Source organism: Bradyrhizobium rifense (genome assembly GCF_008123425.1).
GTDB lineage: Bacteria > Pseudomonadota > Alphaproteobacteria > Rhizobiales > Xanthobacteraceae > Bradyrhizobium > Bradyrhizobium rifense.
Genome location: NZ_VSSS01000013.1, coordinates 26,857 through 43,895 on the forward strand (window position 1 = coordinate 26,857; position 17,039 = coordinate 43,895).

16 protein-coding genes are annotated in these 17,039 nt (G+C 62.6%); 5 read left to right on the forward strand and 11 right to left on the reverse strand.

Translation table 11 applies throughout. The annotated features are described in order from the left end of the window. Positions 1-128: 128 nt before the first annotated feature. From FXB40_RS06005 to FXB40_RS06030, 6 genes are all read right to left on the reverse strand, one after another. Positions 129-890 carry a hypothetical protein gene (locus FXB40_RS06005; RefSeq protein ID WP_347339746.1) on the reverse strand — a complete coding sequence of 254 codons (762 nt, stop codon included), beginning with the start codon at positions 888-890 and terminating at the stop codon, positions 129-131. 392 nt (positions 891-1,282) lie between these two features. Then, positions 1,283-2,884, reverse strand: coding sequence for a TRAP transporter large permease (locus tag FXB40_RS06010; protein ID WP_148771287.1), 1,602 nt, complete (start codon positions 2,882-2,884; stop codon positions 1,283-1,285). Continuing rightward, positions 2,881-3,420 carry a TRAP transporter small permease subunit gene (locus tag FXB40_RS06015; RefSeq protein ID WP_148771288.1) on the reverse strand — a complete coding sequence of 180 codons (540 nt, stop codon included), beginning with the start codon at positions 3,418-3,420 and terminating at the stop codon, positions 2,881-2,883. The genes FXB40_RS06010 and FXB40_RS06015 overlap by 4 nt, the downstream gene beginning before the upstream one ends. A 301-nt stretch (positions 3,421-3,721) precedes the next feature. Then, entirely contained in the window at positions 3,722-4,774 is a 1,053-nt protein-coding gene (gene moaA / locus FXB40_RS06020) for a GTP 3',8-cyclase MoaA (protein ID WP_148771289.1), read from the reverse strand. Positions 4,775-4,882: 108 nt separating this feature from the next. Next, positions 4,883-5,365, reverse strand: coding sequence for a hypothetical protein (locus FXB40_RS06025; RefSeq protein ID WP_187436711.1), 483 nt, complete (start codon positions 5,363-5,365; stop codon positions 4,883-4,885). Positions 5,366-5,526: 161 nt separating this feature from the next. Then, complete coding sequence (locus FXB40_RS06030; protein ID WP_148771291.1) at positions 5,527-6,201, reverse strand: HAD-IA family hydrolase; 675 nt, start codon at positions 6,199-6,201, stop codon at positions 5,527-5,529. Between the two features lie 166 nt (positions 6,202-6,367). On the opposite strand from FXB40_RS06030, the gene rpiA reads away from it, so the two are divergent. From rpiA to gor, 3 genes are all read left to right on the forward strand, one after another. Further along, positions 6,368-7,081, forward strand: a complete 714-nt coding sequence (gene rpiA, locus FXB40_RS06035) for a ribose-5-phosphate isomerase RpiA (RefSeq protein WP_148771292.1) — start codon at positions 6,368-6,370, stop codon at positions 7,079-7,081. Position 7,082: 1 nt separating this feature from the next. Beyond that, on the forward strand, positions 7,083-7,595 hold the full coding sequence (locus FXB40_RS06040) for a DUF2059 domain-containing protein (RefSeq protein ID WP_148771293.1): 513 nt from the start codon (positions 7,083-7,085) through the stop codon (positions 7,593-7,595). Between the two features lie 78 nt (positions 7,596-7,673). Next, complete coding sequence (gor, locus tag FXB40_RS06045) at positions 7,674-9,062, forward strand: glutathione-disulfide reductase (protein ID WP_148771294.1); 1,389 nt, start codon at positions 7,674-7,676, stop codon at positions 9,060-9,062. A 54-nt stretch (positions 9,063-9,116) separates the two neighbouring features. Here the strand turns inward: gor and FXB40_RS06050 are convergent, their stop codons facing one another. The 4 genes from FXB40_RS06050 to FXB40_RS06065 all read right to left on the reverse strand — a co-directional run bounded on the left by FXB40_RS06050 (position 9,117) and on the right by FXB40_RS06065 (position 14,225). Then, positions 9,117-10,760, reverse strand: coding sequence for a porin (locus tag FXB40_RS06050; RefSeq protein WP_148771295.1), 1,644 nt, complete (start codon positions 10,758-10,760; stop codon positions 9,117-9,119). A 228-nt stretch (positions 10,761-10,988) separates the two neighbouring features. Next, positions 10,989-11,456, reverse strand: coding sequence for a hypothetical protein (locus tag FXB40_RS06055; RefSeq protein WP_148771296.1), 468 nt, complete (start codon positions 11,454-11,456; stop codon positions 10,989-10,991). A 380-nt stretch (positions 11,457-11,836) separates the two neighbouring features. Beyond that, positions 11,837-13,132 (reverse strand): DUF892 family protein, encoded by a 1,296-nt coding sequence (locus FXB40_RS06060; protein ID WP_148771297.1) that lies wholly within the window; start codon positions 13,130-13,132, stop codon positions 11,837-11,839. Positions 13,133-13,217: 85 nt separating this feature from the next. Then, complete coding sequence (locus tag FXB40_RS06065; protein WP_148771298.1) at positions 13,218-14,225, reverse strand: alpha/beta fold hydrolase; 1,008 nt, start codon at positions 14,223-14,225, stop codon at positions 13,218-13,220. A gap of 717 nt (positions 14,226-14,942) precedes the next feature. Between FXB40_RS06065 and FXB40_RS06075 the strand changes: the two genes are divergently transcribed. After that, positions 14,943-15,146, forward strand: coding sequence for a hypothetical protein (locus tag FXB40_RS06075; RefSeq protein WP_148771300.1), 204 nt, complete (start codon positions 14,943-14,945; stop codon positions 15,144-15,146). Between the two features lie 89 nt (positions 15,147-15,235). Here FXB40_RS06075 and FXB40_RS06080 read toward each other — a convergent pair whose 3' ends face one another. Continuing rightward, on the reverse strand, positions 15,236-16,372 hold the full coding sequence (locus FXB40_RS06080) for a glucuronate isomerase (RefSeq protein ID WP_148771301.1): 1,137 nt from the start codon (positions 16,370-16,372) through the stop codon (positions 15,236-15,238). 356 nt (positions 16,373-16,728) lie between these two features. On the opposite strand from FXB40_RS06080, the gene FXB40_RS47710 reads away from it, so the two are divergent. After that, positions 16,729-17,034, forward strand: coding sequence for a hypothetical protein (locus tag FXB40_RS47710; protein WP_246207410.1), 306 nt, complete (start codon positions 16,729-16,731; stop codon positions 17,032-17,034). The last annotated feature ends 5 nt before the right edge of the window (positions 17,035-17,039 follow it).

The window sequence follows — 17,039 nt, forward strand, 5'->3', positions numbered from 1 at the left end:
CGATAAAGTCTTCGTTACCGCAAAGTGTGATCCATCGTTGCACCGTCCGCATCGGGGCGCGTGAGGAGCGCGTGTTGTGCGCATCATTTGCGCGTTCATACCGATCGAGGAGCTGCTCGCGTTCGTGCTCATGGCGGCAGGAATGCCGCGTCCTGCTCAAGCTGGTCAACCAGCACCGCTTCGGTCGGCCGCTCGAATACGAAGCGAGAGGTCACTGATATCGCGGCGCCGGCACTGCCATCCTGGCCTATGAGGATGAGGCCGGCTCCGCCATTGGCTACATTCAGAATGGCCTCCTCGCCGCTCCAGGTCTTGATCGGGTCCATTCCAATGACGAGAAATTCGCCCAAGGGCTGGTCGAGATATTGAAGCCTCAACTGAGGACCGACCTCCGCTGCGGCAATCCCCAGACCCAGCCGCTTGGCGCGCTCGTAGATTGCGGCCAAGGTCATAGTGTCCGTCTCAAAGCCGAGTGCGGCCGCCGACACAGTGACGAGATCCACTTCCTTTCTTATCGTACTTACGATGAAGGCCGGCCGAGCGAGGATTTCCGCAGCCGATCCTCCGACGTGGCAGCCGATTGCGTCCAGGGCGTTTCGAAGGGTGAGCGAATTTGAATAACTGCCGAGAGTAATCCTCTTCCACACCGGGAGATCGGCAATTGATCTGACTGGCGTGATCTGTGCATGACTTGAGGAAGCCGTCTTCAGCTTCAACTGGTTCTGCAACACATCTCGTGCGCTGCATTGCGCACCAGCTTCAGTCGCGAACTGGAAGATGCACACGGCGCAGAACATCGTGGTCAAGAGACGACGGTTATGATGATGTGCTGCTATCGAACAATGCTGTCGTGCTCGGCGGTCAATTTCCTGATGAAAATCTTGGTCCATGGCAACCTCGCTTGCGTGAGGCGCGGACAATACGATTTGCAAAGTGTCTTATAGAATTGGTCGGTCAGTCCGCGTCGTAATGGATTTCTGAAAGTGGCTGTCAGCTTAACCCCGATGGCGAGCGTGAACATCGGAAATTTCGAGATATCCGGGACCGTATCGGGGCAAGTATGCTGACGTGGCTTGCACAATGCCGGTGCGCCGGCACCGTTCAATCGAGAAACGCGCCCCTTGATGGTGCTCGCGAGCAGTTCAATTTCAGCGCGATAGCCGATGCAAAATATCGGCGCCCGTCGCAACCGGCGGCCCAAGGTCGCCGATGCACCTTCTCTCGCATCCGCCTTCGTCAAGGCTTCGGCGGACATGAGGGGAGAAGAAAGAAAGCGCGTCCGCTACTTCTGCGGCGGGCCGAGATCCAGCGGCGGCAGGTCGATCTGCGGCACCTCGATCCTGACCTTGTCGAGGTCGACATTGACCGGCTTGTCCAGCAGGCCCGTCACCGTGATCGGGAAGGCGATCACGATCAGCACCATGATCATCTGGAGGCCGATCCAGGGCATCGCGCCCCAATAGATGTCCGAGCTCTTCACTTCCTTCGGCGCGACGCCGCGTAAGTAGAACAGCGCGAAGCCGAACGGCGGATGCAGGAACGAGGTCTGCATGTTGACGCAGAGCATGACGCCGAACCAGATCAGAGCGGGTCCGTCGCCGACGACGGGTCCCAGAATCTTCTGCGCGATCGGCGCGATCATCGGCAGGATGATGAAGGCGATCTCGAAGAAGTCGAGGAAGAACGCCAGGAAGAAGATGAAGAGGTTGATGAAGATCAGGAAGCCCCAGACGCCGCCGGGCAGCGAGGTCAGCAGGTGCTCGAGCCAGACGCCGCCGGAGACGCCGAGGAACACCACGGAGAAGCAGGTCGAGCCGATCAGGATGAAGGTGACCATGCAGGTGAGGCGCATGGTGGATTCGTAACCCTGCTTGATCAGGTCGCGCAGGTCGGGGATGCGCGCTGCCTGGATGCAGATCCAGGCCACCGCCAGGTAGGTCACAGCGAACGCGATCTTGAAGATGACGTTCTCGGTGAACAGCATCGCGACGATGGTGCCGATGCCGGCAGCGATCACGCCGATGATCAGGATCTTGCGGTCGGTCGAGGAGAAGTCCTTGTGGTGGATCGCGGCGAGCACGATGGCGCCGACCGCGCCCATGGCGCCGGCTTCGGTCGGGGTCGCGAGGCCCATCATCATGGTGCCCAGCACGACGAAGATCAGCACGGCCGACGGGATGATGCCCATCAGGCACTTCTTCCACAGCGCCCAGCCCGTCAGCGTGCGCGCTTCCAGCGGCACCGGCGGCACGTGGTCCGGCTTGACCAGGCCGAGGATGAAGGTATAGCCGGCGAACAGCATGATCTGGAACACCGAGGGGCCCCAGGCGCCGAGATACATGTCGCCGACCGACTTGCCGAGCTGGTCGGCGAGCACGATCAGCACCAGCGAGGGCGGCACCAGCTGCGTGATGGTGCCGGAGGCCGCCAGCACGCCGGTGATGTAGCGCATGTTGTAGCCGTAGCGGATCATCACCGGCATCGAGATCAGCGCCATGGCGATGACCTGTGCGGCGACCGTGCCGGTGATGGCGCCGAGGATGAAGCCGACGATGATGACGGAATAGCCGAGACCGCCGCGGATCGGGCCGAACAACTGGCCCATCGAATCCAGCATGTCCTCGGCCAGCCCACATCTCTCCAATATGGCGCCCATGAAGGTGAAGAACGGGATCGCGAGCAGCAGCTCGTTGGAGAGGACGCTGCCGAACACGCGGCCTGGGATCGCCTGGAGGAAGTTGAGGTCGAAGAAGCCGAGATGGATGGCGAGGAAGCCGAAGGAGAGGCCGACAGCGGCAAGCGTGAACGCGACGGGGAAGCCGAGCAGCATCACCAGAACCAGGCCGCCGAACATCAACGGCGGCATCATCTCCAGCGTGATCATTGAGTCGGCCTCTCATACTTGGCGTCGATCGTCACATAGCCCTGGAGAGCCGCGATACGCTTGATGACTTCGGAAACTCCCTGCAATGCCAGCAACACGAAGCCGGCGGGGATCACGAACTTGATGGGCCAGCGGATCAGGCCGCCGGCATTGCCCGACATCTCGCCGACGTTGTAGGCCTGCATGAAGAACGGCCAGGACAGGTAGGCGAGCAGGAGACAGGAGGGGATCAGGAAGAACAACGTGCCGATCATGTCGAGCCAGAGCTGGCCGCGCTCGGACAGCATCAAATACATGATCTCGACGCGGACATGCTCGTTGCGCTTGAAGGTATAGGACGCGCCGAACATCACCAGGATCGCGAACATGTACCATTGCAGCTCCAGCCACCCGTTCGACGAGGAGCTGAAGGCGTAGCGGATCATGGCGTTGGCCGCGCTGACCAGGCAGGCGAGAAGCACGAGCAGGTTACAGACGTACCCAATCTTTTCATTGAGGGCGTCGATGGCGTTGCTCAACGCCAGCAATGGACGCATCTTACTTTCTCTCCGTCGCCGTCGCGGCCCAACACTTTACGGGAGGCTTCAGCACGCATCGCAGAGCCCGCGTGCAAAAAGCACGCGACCGCACGGATCACAGTCCGAAAGCGATTGCGGCGTCAGTCCTCCCCTCGTGCCTTGCCGTCTTGACCGCGACCGCCTACGGGGCGGGCCGGCTTATTGCTGCCGGGCAAGCAAAGGCGGTCGCACCAAACCAGCGGGCTTGTGCGCCGTCAATCGGAAAATGGGCAAATTGACGCCGGGTCAAAAGCTTAGGTTGGCGGCGGGCGACGAATCCTCAGCCGCCGGTCACGCTCATATGCCTGCTGACGCTGGGACGGTCGTGGCGGCGGTCGATGATGAAATCGTGGCCCTTGGGCTTCAGCCCAATGGCGCGGTCGATCGCAGCCGCCAGCAGCGTATTGTCATCAGATGCACGGAGCGGCTTGCGCAGATCGGAAGCATCCTCGTGGCCGAGGCAGGTGTGCAGCGTGCCCGTGCAGGTGATGCGCACGCGGTTGCAGGATTCGCAGAAATTATGGGTCATCGGCGTGATGAAGCCGAGCTTGCCGCCGGTCTCGGCGACGCTGACGTAGCGCGCCGGCCCGCCGGTGCTTTCGGCCAGGTCCGTCAGCGTGAATTGCTGGGCGAGCCGCGCGCGCACCAGCGACAGCGGCAGATACTGGTCGATACGGCCCGAACCGATCTCGCCCATCGGCATCACCTCGATCAGGGTCAGCCCCATGCCCTTGCCATGGGCCCAGCGCATCAGGTCGGGGAGCTCGTCCTCGTTGAGGTTCTTCAGCGCCACCGCGTTGATCTTCACCGCGAGCCCTGCAGCGCGCGCCGCCTCGATGCCTTCCAGCACCTTGTCGATCTCGCCCCAGCGCGTGATCTCGCGAAACTTCCTGGGCTCGAGCGTGTCGAGCGAGACGTTGATGCGGCGGACGCCACAATCGGCAAGCTCTTGCGCATGTTTTGCGAGTTGCGTGCCGTTTGTGGTCAGCGTCAGCTCGCCCAGCGCGCCGCTCGTGAGATGGCGCGACAGCGAACGCACCAGCGACATCACATTGCGCCGGACCAGCGGCTCGCCGCCGGTGAGCCGCAGCTTCTTCACGCCCTTGGCGATGAAGGCCGAGCAGAGCCGGTCGAGTTCCTCGAGCGTCAGCAGGTCGGCCTTGGGCAGGAACGTCATGTCTTCCGACATGCAATAGAAGCAGCGGAGATCGCAGCGATCGGTGACGGAGACGCGCAGATAGGAGATGGTCCGCCCGAACGGATCGGTCATCGCGCTCGACAGCGCGGCGAGGGGGCTCGCTGTAGCGAGAGGGCTCGCGATAGGTCCGTTCATACCAACTGCCTTGTCACTTACGGCGACGGGCGCACCTTTGCTTCAGCGGTGCTCTGGACGCAATCTAAGCATCGCGCGGGCAGAGGACAATCGGGTGGTATACATAGATTAGCGCTTGCCCGCGTTCGGATCGGGGAACGCAGAGCCGGCTGCGGGCGCTGCAGCATCGGCCGGCGCCGCGGCGGGCGCGGCTGCGGCCGGCTTCGGCCTCTTCGGCCGGTGCGGCTTTTTCCTCACCTGCTTGGGCGGCACCTCCGGCTGGAGCTCGGCGAAGACCGGGTTCGGATCGGTGGTGACGGTCGCGGCTGTGGTCCAATCGCCGGGATTCTTGATCACGTTCACCGGCACGCTCACCGGCTGATACTTGTTCAGGCCGTAGTTGACCGTGAACGGAGCCTCCGGCGCGGGAACCGAGACCGAGCAGGGGGTCTTGCAGCCTGGGCCGAGCGAGGTCCTGGCGTCAGCCCCTGAAGGATTGGATTCGAGCCTGACCTGGACGGTCGGCGGCGCCGATTTGAACATGTCCCAAGACAACGACGAGCAGCCACCAAGGCTCGCTCCCGCTAGCGCAATCGCGATGACACGACGCATGACCATCCACTTACTTCTACTGCGACGAACCGCCACATTAACCCCGTCCGGACCTTAGGAGCGTCGCCTGGGGCAAGCAACCGGCGGACTGCGCATAGTTAATAGATGGTTAACGCAGAGTTCCCCGAAATAACCCAGCTATGTCAGAGCCTTGCCTGGGCCTAAGCCGTCATCAGGCTGTGCGCGGCGGCGGGCAGGTCGCGCATGTGATGGATCAGCCGGTCCGGCTTCAGATCGGCGATCGGCACATCCGTGTAGCCGAAACTGACCCCGATCACGGGCACCCCGGCGCGCCGGGCCACGCCGACATCGGTTCCGGCGTCGCCGACCATGATGCTGGCTTTGACCTCGCCGCCGGCCCGCGCCACGGTCTCGCGGAAAATGGTCGGATCGGGCTTCTGGACCCCAAAAGTGTCCGCGCCGCAGATCGCCGCGAACCGCCGGCTCAGGTCTAGCTGGTCCAGGAGCCGCTTCGACAGCCATTCCAGCTTGTTGGTACAGACCGCGAGACGATGGCCCTGGGCCGCAAACAGGTCGAGGGCGTCCAGGAGCCCCTCGAAGGGGCGCGATTCGTCGGCGATATGGTCGGCGTAATAGGCGATGAAATCCGCCGTCATCCGGTCCATGTCGGCAGGCTTGACCGCGCGGCCCTCGGCCTCCAGGCCCCGCTCGATCAGCTTGCGGGCGCCGGCGCCGATCATGTTGCGGGCCGAGGCCATCGGCACGGGCGGCAGGCCTTCGCGGTCGAGCACGTAATTGAGCGCAGTGATCAGGTCGGGCGCCGTATCCACAAGCGTGCCGTCGAGATCGAAGACGAGGGTGTAGGGGGAGGTCATGATCCAAGCGCTACCGGCCCGGCCGTACCGGCGCAAGGGGCGGGGCCATAAGATCAGCTTATAGGCCTGTTCCCAGACCCTGTTCTCCGAGGGAAAACGAGGCTACATAGGCCCGCCGCAACCGACGGGACCAGCGGCACTCCTGACCTGAGAGGCGAGCGCAAACGTGGACATGGATCAGTTGAAGCGGCAGGCTGCGGCGCGCGCGCTGGAAGAGGTGCGTGACGGCATGCAACTCGGCCTCGGGACCGGTTCGACCGCCAAGCATTTCGTCGAGCTGCTGGGCGAACGCGTCGCTGCCGGCCTCAAGGTGATCGGCGTGCCGACCTCCGAGGCGACGCGCGCCGATGCGGAGCGTTGCGGCGTGCCGCTGACCACGCTCGATGCGATCGATCATCTCGACATCACCGTGGACGGCGCCGACGAGATCGATCCCGAGCTCAATTTGATCAAGGGCGGCGGCGGAGCGCTGCTGCGCGAGAAGATCGTGGCGGCCGCCTCGGATCGCATGATCGTGATTGCCGACGACACCAAATGGGTGCCGACGCTCGGCCGCTTTCCGCTGCCCATCGAAGTCATTCCGTTCGGGCTCGGCGCGACCTCCCGCGCTATCGAGAAGGCATTTGCGGAATGCGGCGTTTCCGGGCAAATGGCGGTCCGCAAGGCCAAGGATGGCCACGTTTTTGTCACCGATGGCGGCCACTGGATCGTCGATGCCCGGCTCGAGCGGATTGTGGATCCGGCCAGCCTGGCCAGGGCGTTGAGCGCGATCCCCGGCGTGGTCGAGCATGGGTTGTTCATCGGCTTGGCCAGCTCGGCTGTTTTGGCGGGTGGCGAGGGAATCCGTGTGATTGAACGGCGAAAGCCGAAAGGAGACTAGAATGAAGAGCGTTTTGAAGATCGTGCCCGGTGCGTGCCTCGCCTTCGCACTGGTGCTGGGGGCAGTGCCTGCGACCGCGCAGCAGCCGGCAGCACCCTCTGCGGCGTCGATTGCGGCGGCGAGAGAGATTTTGACGCTGAAGAATGCCAGCGCGATGTACGCCAACGCCGTGCCCGGCATGGTGGAGAAGGTCAAGGGCACGCTGATCGGCCAGAACCTCAACTACCAGAAGGATCTCAACGAGCTCGCCCCGATCGTCGCTAAGCAGCTTGCCGGTCGCGAGCAGGAGATCGGCGACGGCATGGTGGGGGTCTATGCCGGCGAGTTCACCGAGCAGGAGCTGAAGGATCTCGTCGCGTTCTACAAGTCGCCGCTCGGCCAGAAGCTGATCACCAACGAGCCCAAGGCCATCAACCTCAGCATGCAGGTCATGAACGCATGGGCGCAGAACTTCTCCGAGGTCGTCGCGAGCGCGTTCCGCGCCGAGATGAAGAAGCGTGGCAAGGAAATGTGACAGTAACTATCTCCAGGGATAGCTGATCGGGAAGCCCGAAATCGCGTCGCGGTTTGGGTTAAGAGGTCGGAGTGGACAATGGCTGAATTCGACGTCGACCTCTTTGTCATCGGTGGCGGTTCGGGCGGCGTGCGTGCCGCCCGCATCGCGGCCGGATACGGCGCGCGCGTGATGATCGCGGAAGAGTACCGCATGGGCGGCACCTGCGTGATCCGCGGCTGCGTGCCGAAGAAGCTGTTCGTGATCGGCTCTCATTTCCGTCACGAGCTCGAGGATGCCGCCGGCTTCGGCTGGACCGTTCCGCCCGCGACCTTCGACTGGCCGACGCTGATCGCCAACAAGGACAAGGAAATCGCGCGGCTGGAGGCGGCCTACACGACCAATGTCGAGAAGTCGGGCGCGCAGATCGTCAAGAGCCGCGCGGTGATCGAGGACAAGCACACCGTCCGCCTGCTCGCGGACGACAGGAAGATCACCGCGAAATACATTCTGATCGCCACCGGCGGTGCGCCGAACCACGGCGCGTCGATTCCCGGCATCGAGCATGTGATCTCCTCCAACGAGGCGTTTCACCTGAAGAAGTTGCCGAAGCGGATTGTGATCCAGGGCGGCGGCTACATCGCGCTTGAGTTCGCCGGCATCTTCGCCGGCTTCGGCTCCGACGTCACCGTGATCTATCGCGGCGACAACATCTTGCGCGGCTTCGACGAAGATGTCCGCGCGCATGTCCGCAGCGAGATGGAAAAGCAGGGCATCACCATTCTCACCGGCTGCACGGTGAACAAGGTCGATCGCAATGGCGAGGAATTCACCACGCATCTGTCGAACGGATCGAGCCTCGCGTCCGACCAGGTGATGTTCGCGATCGGCCGCCATCCGGCGGTGGCCAATCTCGGCCTGGAGAAGGCCGGCGTCGCCATCAATCCGAAGAATGGTGGCATCGCGGTCGATCATTTCTCGAAGACTTCGGTCGACAGCATCTACGCGATCGGCGACGTCACCCATCGCCACAATTTGACGCCGGTCGCGATCCGCGAGGGCCATGCTTTCGCCGATACCGTGTTCGGCAAGCGTACCGTGCAGGTCGATCATTCCACCATCCCGACCGCGGTGTTCTCGCAGCCGGAGGTCGGCACCGTCGGCCTGACGGAAACCGAAGCGCGCGCGCAGTTCAGCCACGTCGACATCTACAAGACGACGTTCCGCCCGATCAAGGCAACGATGTCGGGCCGTGATACCCGCGTGCTGATGAAGCTCGTCGTCGACGGCTCGACCGATCGCGTGCTTGGCTGTCACATCGTCGGCGATTGCGCTGCCGAGGTCACGCAAGCCGTCGCGATTGCCGTGAAGATGAAGGCGACCAAGGCCGATTTCGACGCGACCATCGCGCTGCATCCGACCGCAGCCGAAGAGCTGGTGACGATGCGCACCCCGACCGCGCGCCACGTGCGCCAGGCGGCGGAGTAGGGCGCCAAACGACGGGGAGCCGCGACCGGCTCCCCGCTATATGTTCTCTCGTTCTCAGAAGTCGAACGTCATACCGGTCGTGACGGCTTCGGCCTTGTTGCCGGCAACGACGTTGTTGTTGGCGTCGCGTCCGCAAACGCCGTAGCCATGTCCGCTGACACCGAGGCAGTAATGTGCACCCGGTCCGTTGCGCAGATAGCTGCCCACCACGTACCAGCTCACGAACGGACTGAAGTGATACTTCAGGCCGATCGCATACTGGTCTGCACTGGAGTCGACGCTGTTCAGCGCGAAGTCAGCGGCACCAGCCGGAGCGGAGACCACCACCCCGGCGGTGGGATAAGCGTTAAGGACGCCCGTGCCCGGCGAGCCCGGTGAGGCGTTGGCGTGAGCCCAGGATGCGCTGAGGTCCCACTTGTCGACCGTCTGGGTCGCGCTCAGGAAGTAGCCGTCGCGGGAACGCTCGTTGAAGGCGGCCACCGTATTCTCGCGGCGCATGATCTCGTAGATGCCGTAGAGCTGGAGGCTTCCGATCATGTCGTTGAACTTGTACCCCGCGCCGACTTTCGCCGCCCATTCGTTCGCGATGCCGACTGCGCCCGTCGGCACGGTTAGAACGCCGCCGTTGCTCAGGGGTGTCACCGCCTCGTCGCCCGTTCGGTTGGTCCCTTCGTGGAATTCGTAGGCGGCGACTCCTGTGAACCCAGCCTGATTGTAGGTCAGCGATGCGCTGTAGAGATTGCCGTATGAGCCGTCGGTGCAGCCTTCCGGCGCCGATGTCAGTGGGAAGCCCGAGCCGCTTCCGCGCGACGATGTGGCAGGGCAGTTGAAATCGCCGAGCGCAAAGTCGCTGTTGTCCTTCGCCGTGTTCTGTCCCGGCGAGAGCATGATGGTGGCCTGGAAGCCGTTCCACACCGGCGATTCATACCAGATCGCATGGGCCGCGCGCCAATCGAACTCGGCACGGAGATCGCCCCCCGTGTTGCCCATGATCGAGTTGTAGTCGCCGAGCGTGGCCGAGAACGGATCGAACTTCGCCGTCGCCTTCTTGTAAGGCGTATCCGCCTTGCCGGCCTTGATCGCGCCCCAGGGGCTTTCCATGCCGAGGAAGCTGTCGCGCGTGCCGAACGCCGCGCGTTCGGTCGGAACAGCCGCGACCTCGACGAGGGATTCGAATTGCGCAACGGCCGCCCATCCGGGATAGCCGTAGGGATCGAGATTGTGCCGCGCGCGAACGCCGAAATAGGTGAGGTTGCTGGAGACGCCGAGCTTCGTGCCCTGATCGTAGACGCCGGGATTGAAGATGTCGCCGGAGAGATCGACATGGCCGTAGAGCGTCACCGTGGTGTTGTCGATGAACGGATTGCTTCCGGGCGCTTTGCTGTAAAGCGGAGCGCCACCGAGGCTGACGACGGTGTGCTCCGGTGCCGGCGCAGGCGATGGCGCGACCGCCGCGTGCAGAACGGGATTGCCCTTGGGCGAGCCCGGCGCGACGGCCGTTACAGCAGCCTTCGGCTCGCCGATGTGATTGACGCGTTCGCGAAGCTGCGCGTTCTCTTTCGCGAGCTTGGCGTTGCTGCGCTCGAGCGCATCGAGGCGGGCAACAACATCATCTATAGTTGCAGCGTTTAGTGGATGACTAATTGTGGTTGTACAAAGGGCCGCAAAGCCTGTGCCAAGCAGAAAGGCCTTCCTCATCGTGTTTCCCCTCTATCGCCGCGGACTCTCAATGGGTCCGGGATAAAGTGGAACGTATTGTATGCCAGATACCGTATACAACCGGGATAATGTGACGCCGCTCACTTTCCGGCCGGGTGTGTCGGGCTGGCAACAATTCCCGACAAAGTGTGTCGCGCGGCGATGTGCCGCATTGCGGTGAATCGAACCGGTTCCGCGTCAAAACGTGAATGGCTTCTGCGACTTGCGTCAATCGCCCCACGGCGTTTCGCCGCGCGCGAGACGGCTGGCGATGTCGGTCTGGAACATCGGCGGTCCGAACGCGAACCACTCATCGCCGATCTGGTAGACGAGCAGGCGTCGGTTCTCGGCGCAAAATCGCGTCAGCCAATCCAGCGCCTTCTTCTTCGGCTGCTCACCGACGGGCACCACGACGTCAACCGGCAGGCCGCGCCAGAAGAAATTGGCGGCCAGCATGATCATGCTGGATTGATCCGGCCGCATCCAATCCGGCAGCGGGCTCGATGCGACCAGCCAGCCGCAGACGAATTCGCGGCAGGGATGCTGCGGGCGTTCCGGATAGATCGAACAGCGGTGGGCGATGCTGAACGGGCACGGTTGCCCCTTGCGCACCTTGTGACCGCGCACCTCGATCTGCAGCCAGCCATCGCAGCAGGCCGTGCAGCTTCCGCAGGTTCTGGTGACGTCGCGGCTCACGGGCGAAGTTGGTGCTCCAGGCGCATCTCGATCGCCTATGAACTACCAGCACCATCTGCGCACGGGCAAGACCCGCAGGAGGCTCGAGATGCCGACGGCGCCGTGATGCAGGCCAGGTTCACCTTCGAGATCGAGAGATCAAAGCAGTGAGATCACTTCACTCGATCTCTGCAATCCTGCCCTTGCCCTGGCAGGACTCGCATTTCACTGGATAGATCCTGTGGCCCGGGTGCGCCGGCTCCATGGACTTGGGAAAACCAGTTCCTTTGCACAGCGGGCAGGTCTGTTCCTTGATCTTCGGGGGCATGCCAGGTCCTTTCGTATGTATCGGCGGCCCCACCGGGGCCGCCTTGATCGTTAGTCGTCAATGCTGACGATGCCTAGCCCCCAGGGGACTCATCTTCGACAAAGCTTTGCTCGATGGCGGCGGGCATTTTCGCCACCGACATCAACGAACGTGCGACCTGATTGAGCAACTGATCCGCGTTCTCTTCCTCAGCCAGATTCTTGGACAGCAGCGCGACCGCACCGCTGTGACGCAATTGCTGCGCAAGGTTGCGAGCCGTCGTGTAACCCGCAATCTCGTAATGCTCGACGCGTTGAGCCGCGCCGATCAACCCAAGATCCGCGGCCGCATCGTCCTTCTTGGCGCCTTCCTTGATCACTTCGTCGCCTTCTTCGACAAGTCCCTGCATTCCCTTGCAAGGCTTGGCGCGGGGCTTCTTGCCGAGCAGCTCGAAGCACTCGTCGAGACGTTCGATCTGCGCTTCGGTTTCGGCCAGGTGAACGGTAAACAGCTCGCCAAGCTGGTCGTAGCGTGCAGCTTCGATCATTTGAGGCAACGCCTTTGTCAACTGCTTCTCGGCGTGCAAAAGGTCGCGCAGCTGATCGAGCAGCAGGTCGTCAAGACCAACGGGAGATTCCGATGGCGAACTCTCGGCAACGATCGACGGCGCCGCGCCGGTATCGCCGCTCTGGAGCGCCGGCGATTCCATGAAGACCCAGTCGTCGCCTTCGTTCCAGGGACCTCGTGTGTCTATCTCTCCGTTGTCGCCGGACCCGGTCGAATCGTTGAAGAACTGGTCCACAAGGCCGGGCGTCGGAGCGATGCGGCCGATGCTGAAGGCGGGCTTGCCCATGCTTTTAAGCGCACGCGAGAACGCCTTCATGTGGGTGATTTCCCGGGTCATCAAGAACTGCAGGGCGTCCTTGGTGCCGGCGTCATCGCAGAAATGGATCAGGCGTTCATAGACGATCTTGGCCCGCGCTTCCGCAGCGATGTTGCTGCGCAGGTCGACGTCGAGTTCGCCGGTGATCTTGAGATAATCGGCCGTCCAGGCGTTGCCCTGCGAATTGCACAGGCTGACACCGCCGCCGCCGGCGATCGCGATCAACGGATCGGCTTCCGCCGCTTCGCGATCGAACTTCATCGGCTTCAAATGCAGGCGTGCGAGTGAGCCGACAACTTCGAGATGGCTCAGTTCCTCGGTGCCGATGTCCATCAGGAGGTCCTTGCGGTCCGGATCTTCGCAATTCAGACCCTGGATGGAGTATTGCATGGCGGCCGCAAGCTCGCCGTTGGCGCCGCCGAACTGCTCCAGGAGCATGTTGCCGAACCGCGGATCGGGCTCGTCGACCCTGACTGTGAACATGAGCTTCTTGACGTGATGATACATGATAACCTCTGATTGGCAGGAGATACCGGGGCCAACTGGGCCCTGTGATCGACGTTCCTAATTCCGGATCGTACGGCGTTCGGATTCAATGCAGCGTTTGCGCTGCGGCCTCGTCGACCGCGGCCATCAGGTCGGCTGTATCGGACTGCTGGATCATATGTCCTGCGTTCGGGACGCGGCGCATTTTGCTATGCTTGATCTCGTCGTGCAGCCGTCCGGACTGCTCGTCGATGTCGATGAGGCGATCGTTCTCACCGGCCAGGATGGTGACCGGCATGGCCAGTTCGCCGTAGGTTTTCGCAGACAGCATGGCGGCAGGGACCATCAGCGCTGCCTCGGCGGCGCCGGCACGAAGCTGCGATGGACGCACGGCCAGGGATTTGGGGAAGCCGTCGAATTTTCGAGGGACGGATTTCGGTCCGAACAGCTGTCGCAACATCGCCGGCCACATCAGGCGGCTGAGGAGCGGGGAAATCGTGTAGCTGAGGAGATCGCCAAACCCGGGGATCGCCGGGCCGGCCATCGCCATCATCGCGTCGGTGCGCGCGGTCGGGAAATAATAGCCCGAAGCCAGTATCAGGGCCTCGACCATTGCGGAATGTCGGCTTGCCAAGGCAACCGCAACCGACGCTCCCCAGGAATGGCCGAGCACGATCGCCTTTTCGACGCCGAGATGCGCAAGAGCTTCCTTGAAGAGGTCGGCCTGGGCCGCAGGCGTCCAAACGACGTTGCGGGGCCGCAGGCTGTGGCCGAAGCCCGGACGATCGAACACGATCACACGATAGTCCTTGGCAGCGAGATCGATCAGACCACTGGACTCGAAGTCCTGGATCATGCTGCCATTGCCATGGAACAGGACCAAAGGACGGCCGGATCCTCGCTCAACATAGTGCAGGCGGACACCGTCGATATCGATGAACCGACCCTTTGGCGGGTGATCGCGCTGTGCCTTGTCGGCAAGGCGCCGATTGACGATCGCGGCCGCGGCCAACAAGCTGGCGGTTGCGACGAGTGTGGAGGCGAGCGGATATTCTGTGAAAGCACGAAGGGTCGTGGTCGTCAGCGAGGGCGAACGTTTTTTCAGGATGCGCATGTGACACTTTCGCTGACTGGAGCCAGCTATTGGAGAGCAGGAAAGGGACGCTTCCCGTCCACCCGCACGTCACCTTCGCCGTGCCAACACAGTGCACGCATGGCCAAATCGCCATTTTCGGGGACGGCATGCGCATTCACGGGTCATGTCGTGCAAACGCAACAGGAGGGCCGGACATATGTTCCTAAGCCGAATAGACGCGGCAAAGCAGGTGGCTCATTGAGTGGTTTCTCGTGATCGCGCTCTGGTGAATGCCATTCGCGGCACCATATGCAAGATATCACTGGCACGGACCTGACAGGCACCGGTGACCGAGAGACGTTCCCGCGCTCCCGCCACAAACAGGAGGCGCGCGTTGAACGTTGTCCTTTATCCCCTGCATCTTTGGCGCAAGTTCGAACGTCGGTGGACCGCGAGAGTGGGCCAGGACGAAAACCAGCAGTTCCCGTCGCAAGGGACGGAGGGCTGCAACGCGTGCGGGCGACTTGTGAGGGCCCCCGTGCACGGGACTTACCTGCCCAGCGGCGATGTCGTCTATCAGTGGCGGTGTTCAAAGTGCCGCAATGCCTGGCAAACCTCTGTCTATCCCGCGATCAGCACTGATCGAGAATCAGGTCGGTCCGAGCATTTTCGTGACAACGCCGCAGAAGGTGCTCCCGATGATGCGGTGCGCATGCAATTCGTGGGCATGGGCGACGCACCGCCAGGACATTCGGGATGACTGAAAAGCGCAATCGCGTACGCCCGTCGAGTTCGCTGGCCGAACGTCTGGCAGCCGATGCCGTGAGCTTGCTTGAACAGGCCGCACGCCTTGAACCCGGTGCAGAGCGCGAGGCGCTCTTGAGGAAAGCACACCGCAACAAGATGGCCGCCGATATCAACTCCTGTCTGACCTCTCCGGGCCGACGGCCTCCCGCATAGTCCGGGCACAGTTGTAGCCCGGCCTTGCGGGCCGCAGTGCCAAATGAGATTCTGACGGCTCGCTCTCGGCGGGCCGTCTTTTTATGCAGCTAGGCGTACAGATATCCCACTGGCTTGCCTTCGGTCCGCAGCGGACGGATGTCCTTCTGCGTGATGATCTGGCCGGCGAGACCGTCGATCTCGTCGCGCTGCGTCGGCGTCCAGCTGCGAAGATCGTTCATGCCTTTGAGCAAGCCGAGTCGCAGGACCTGGGTGTTTTCACCGACGCCGACGAGGCTGATCGAATTCTTGCCCGCCGTCACCACATCGCCAGCGGAGAGTTCAAAGCTCTCGCCAGCCTTCTTCTTGAACTCGGCCGTGCCGCGAATGACGCGGTAGATCACGACCTCGCCCTTGGCAAAGCAGTCGGCGTCCGCGGCGATCGACGCGCTTTTCGGCAGAAGCGAGTGGCCGCGCGGGTCGGTCGCGATGATGTGGCCGGTGACGAGATGGCCGCTCGGAATCTCGATCCCGATGTCGCGCACGTAAACCGGCAGCGCCGATTTCACGGGGCTGTCGACGAGCGGCTTGAACAGCGCATCCAGCGCCAGCGGATCCTGCAGCCAGAAGCCTCCATCGGCCGGACGATCGTGCAGCGGATGACTCCACGCCACACGCGGCGTCTCGGCTTCGTTGATCTGGTCCGGGCCGACGATGGTCGGATTCGGAAAGGTGGTGGGATCGGTGATGAAGGCTTCGAGGAATTTGCCGGAATAGCCCATCGAGATCGGATCGGGCACCACCGTCTGCGGCGTCTTCAAATTCTCTTCGGTCGACAGACCCGACCAGGTGTAGAACAGCTGGCGATGCACGATCGCGCTTTGCAGCATCACCGCGCCCGGGCCGACATTGTAGAACCGCCCGTCATAATCGAAGGTGAAGGCGCCCGAGGTGACCAGCACGAGCTGAAAGCCGCCCGGCGGCAGATGCAGATGGAAATCGGTGGGGCCGGTGTCGGGGAGGTAGATCGGCAGATTGGTCGCGACTTCGTGGAGCAGGAAGGTTTCGTTGTTGGCGTGGAAGCCTTCGTTGGCGCGATTATAGAGGGCTTGCGGCCGATACGTCGCCTCGAACTTCGCATTCCGGTCGCGATCGATGGCCACGAAATCCTGGGTGTTGAGGCGTAGCGGCGCGCCGTTCGGATGGGTGAGGCCGGTCGTCTTGAGATCGCCCGCATGCACGTTCATGACGTTCTCCGCTCTGCGCCGTTGCTTCGCTTGCAATGTTCTTTGCGAATTTTGGGCCAGTTGTTTTGCCGATCGGCAAACGGGCCTGGCGGCGTGGCGCGGCGAGCCCGTTCAGGAAAAAATCCGGTGGTTGCACGGGAGGTTAGATCGCTTGCCCGGTTTGACCGTCCGACGCAGCGCCGGCGCCTTGCGCTTCCGGGAAACGGCTCGACCTGTCTAATTTGTCAGCAAGCCTCGCCAGTGCGCGTGCAGTTGCGCCTACCCGCGGATCGGCGGCGACCTCGCAATTCGTCAGCGTGGCGATTGACAATGTGTTCATGTTTTGTTCCTATGCTGCGACCGAGATGGAGGCAGCCATGGACAACCGCATCACCGATATCCGCAGAACGATCAGAGCGCTCCGCGTCAGCATGCGCGAGGCTGAAGCGATCATGCATGAGCAGATCAACCGCGACGAGGATTGCAGCTTCGTGGCGCAGGAAGTCATCAAGATGCGCTTGGTCATGAGCGGGCTGGTGAAGGATCGAACCGCGCTCGGCGACAACGAGCCGATCCTCGTCAACAGCTTCTTCATCCCGCGGCGCCGGCCGACGCGAAAGCCGCTCGCTGCTGCCCCGACCGTCGAGTCTGTGTTCCGTCCACGCCTGGTGGCGAGGGTTTGACGCCG

Coding starts and splice junctions, on each gene's coding strand:
- FXB40_RS06005 (WP_347339746.1), bottom strand. CDS start 890: ATGGACCAAGATTTTCATCAGGAAATTGACCGCCGAGCACGACAGCAT.
- FXB40_RS06010 (WP_148771287.1), bottom strand. CDS start 2,884: ATGATCACGCTGGAGATGATGCCGCCGTTGATGTTCGGCGGCCTGGTT.
- FXB40_RS06015 (WP_148771288.1), bottom strand. CDS start 3,420: ATGCGTCCATTGCTGGCGTTGAGCAACGCCATCGACGCCCTCAATGAA.
- moaA (WP_148771289.1), bottom strand. CDS start 4,774: ATGAACGGACCTATCGCGAGCCCTCTCGCTACAGCGAGCCCCCTCGCC.
- FXB40_RS06025 (WP_187436711.1), bottom strand. CDS start 5,365: ATGCGTCGTGTCATCGCGATTGCGCTAGCGGGAGCGAGCCTTGGTGGC.
- FXB40_RS06030 (WP_148771291.1), bottom strand. CDS start 6,201: ATGACCTCCCCCTACACCCTCGTCTTCGATCTCGACGGCACGCTTGTG.
- FXB40_RS06040 (WP_148771293.1), top strand. CDS start 7,083: ATGAAGAGCGTTTTGAAGATCGTGCCCGGTGCGTGCCTCGCCTTCGCA.
- gor (WP_148771294.1), top strand. CDS start 7,674: ATGGCTGAATTCGACGTCGACCTCTTTGTCATCGGTGGCGGTTCGGGC.
- FXB40_RS06050 (WP_148771295.1), bottom strand. CDS start 10,760: ATGAGGAAGGCCTTTCTGCTTGGCACAGGCTTTGCGGCCCTTTGTACA.
- FXB40_RS06060 (WP_148771297.1), bottom strand. CDS start 13,132: ATGTATCATCACGTCAAGAAGCTCATGTTCACAGTCAGGGTCGACGAG.
- FXB40_RS06065 (WP_148771298.1), bottom strand. CDS start 14,225: ATGCGCATCCTGAAAAAACGTTCGCCCTCGCTGACGACCACGACCCTT.
- FXB40_RS06075 (WP_148771300.1), top strand. CDS start 14,943: ATGACTGAAAAGCGCAATCGCGTACGCCCGTCGAGTTCGCTGGCCGAA.
- FXB40_RS06080 (WP_148771301.1), bottom strand. CDS start 16,372: ATGAACGTGCATGCGGGCGATCTCAAGACGACCGGCCTCACCCATCCG.
- FXB40_RS47710 (WP_246207410.1), top strand. CDS start 16,729: ATGGACAACCGCATCACCGATATCCGCAGAACGATCAGAGCGCTCCGC.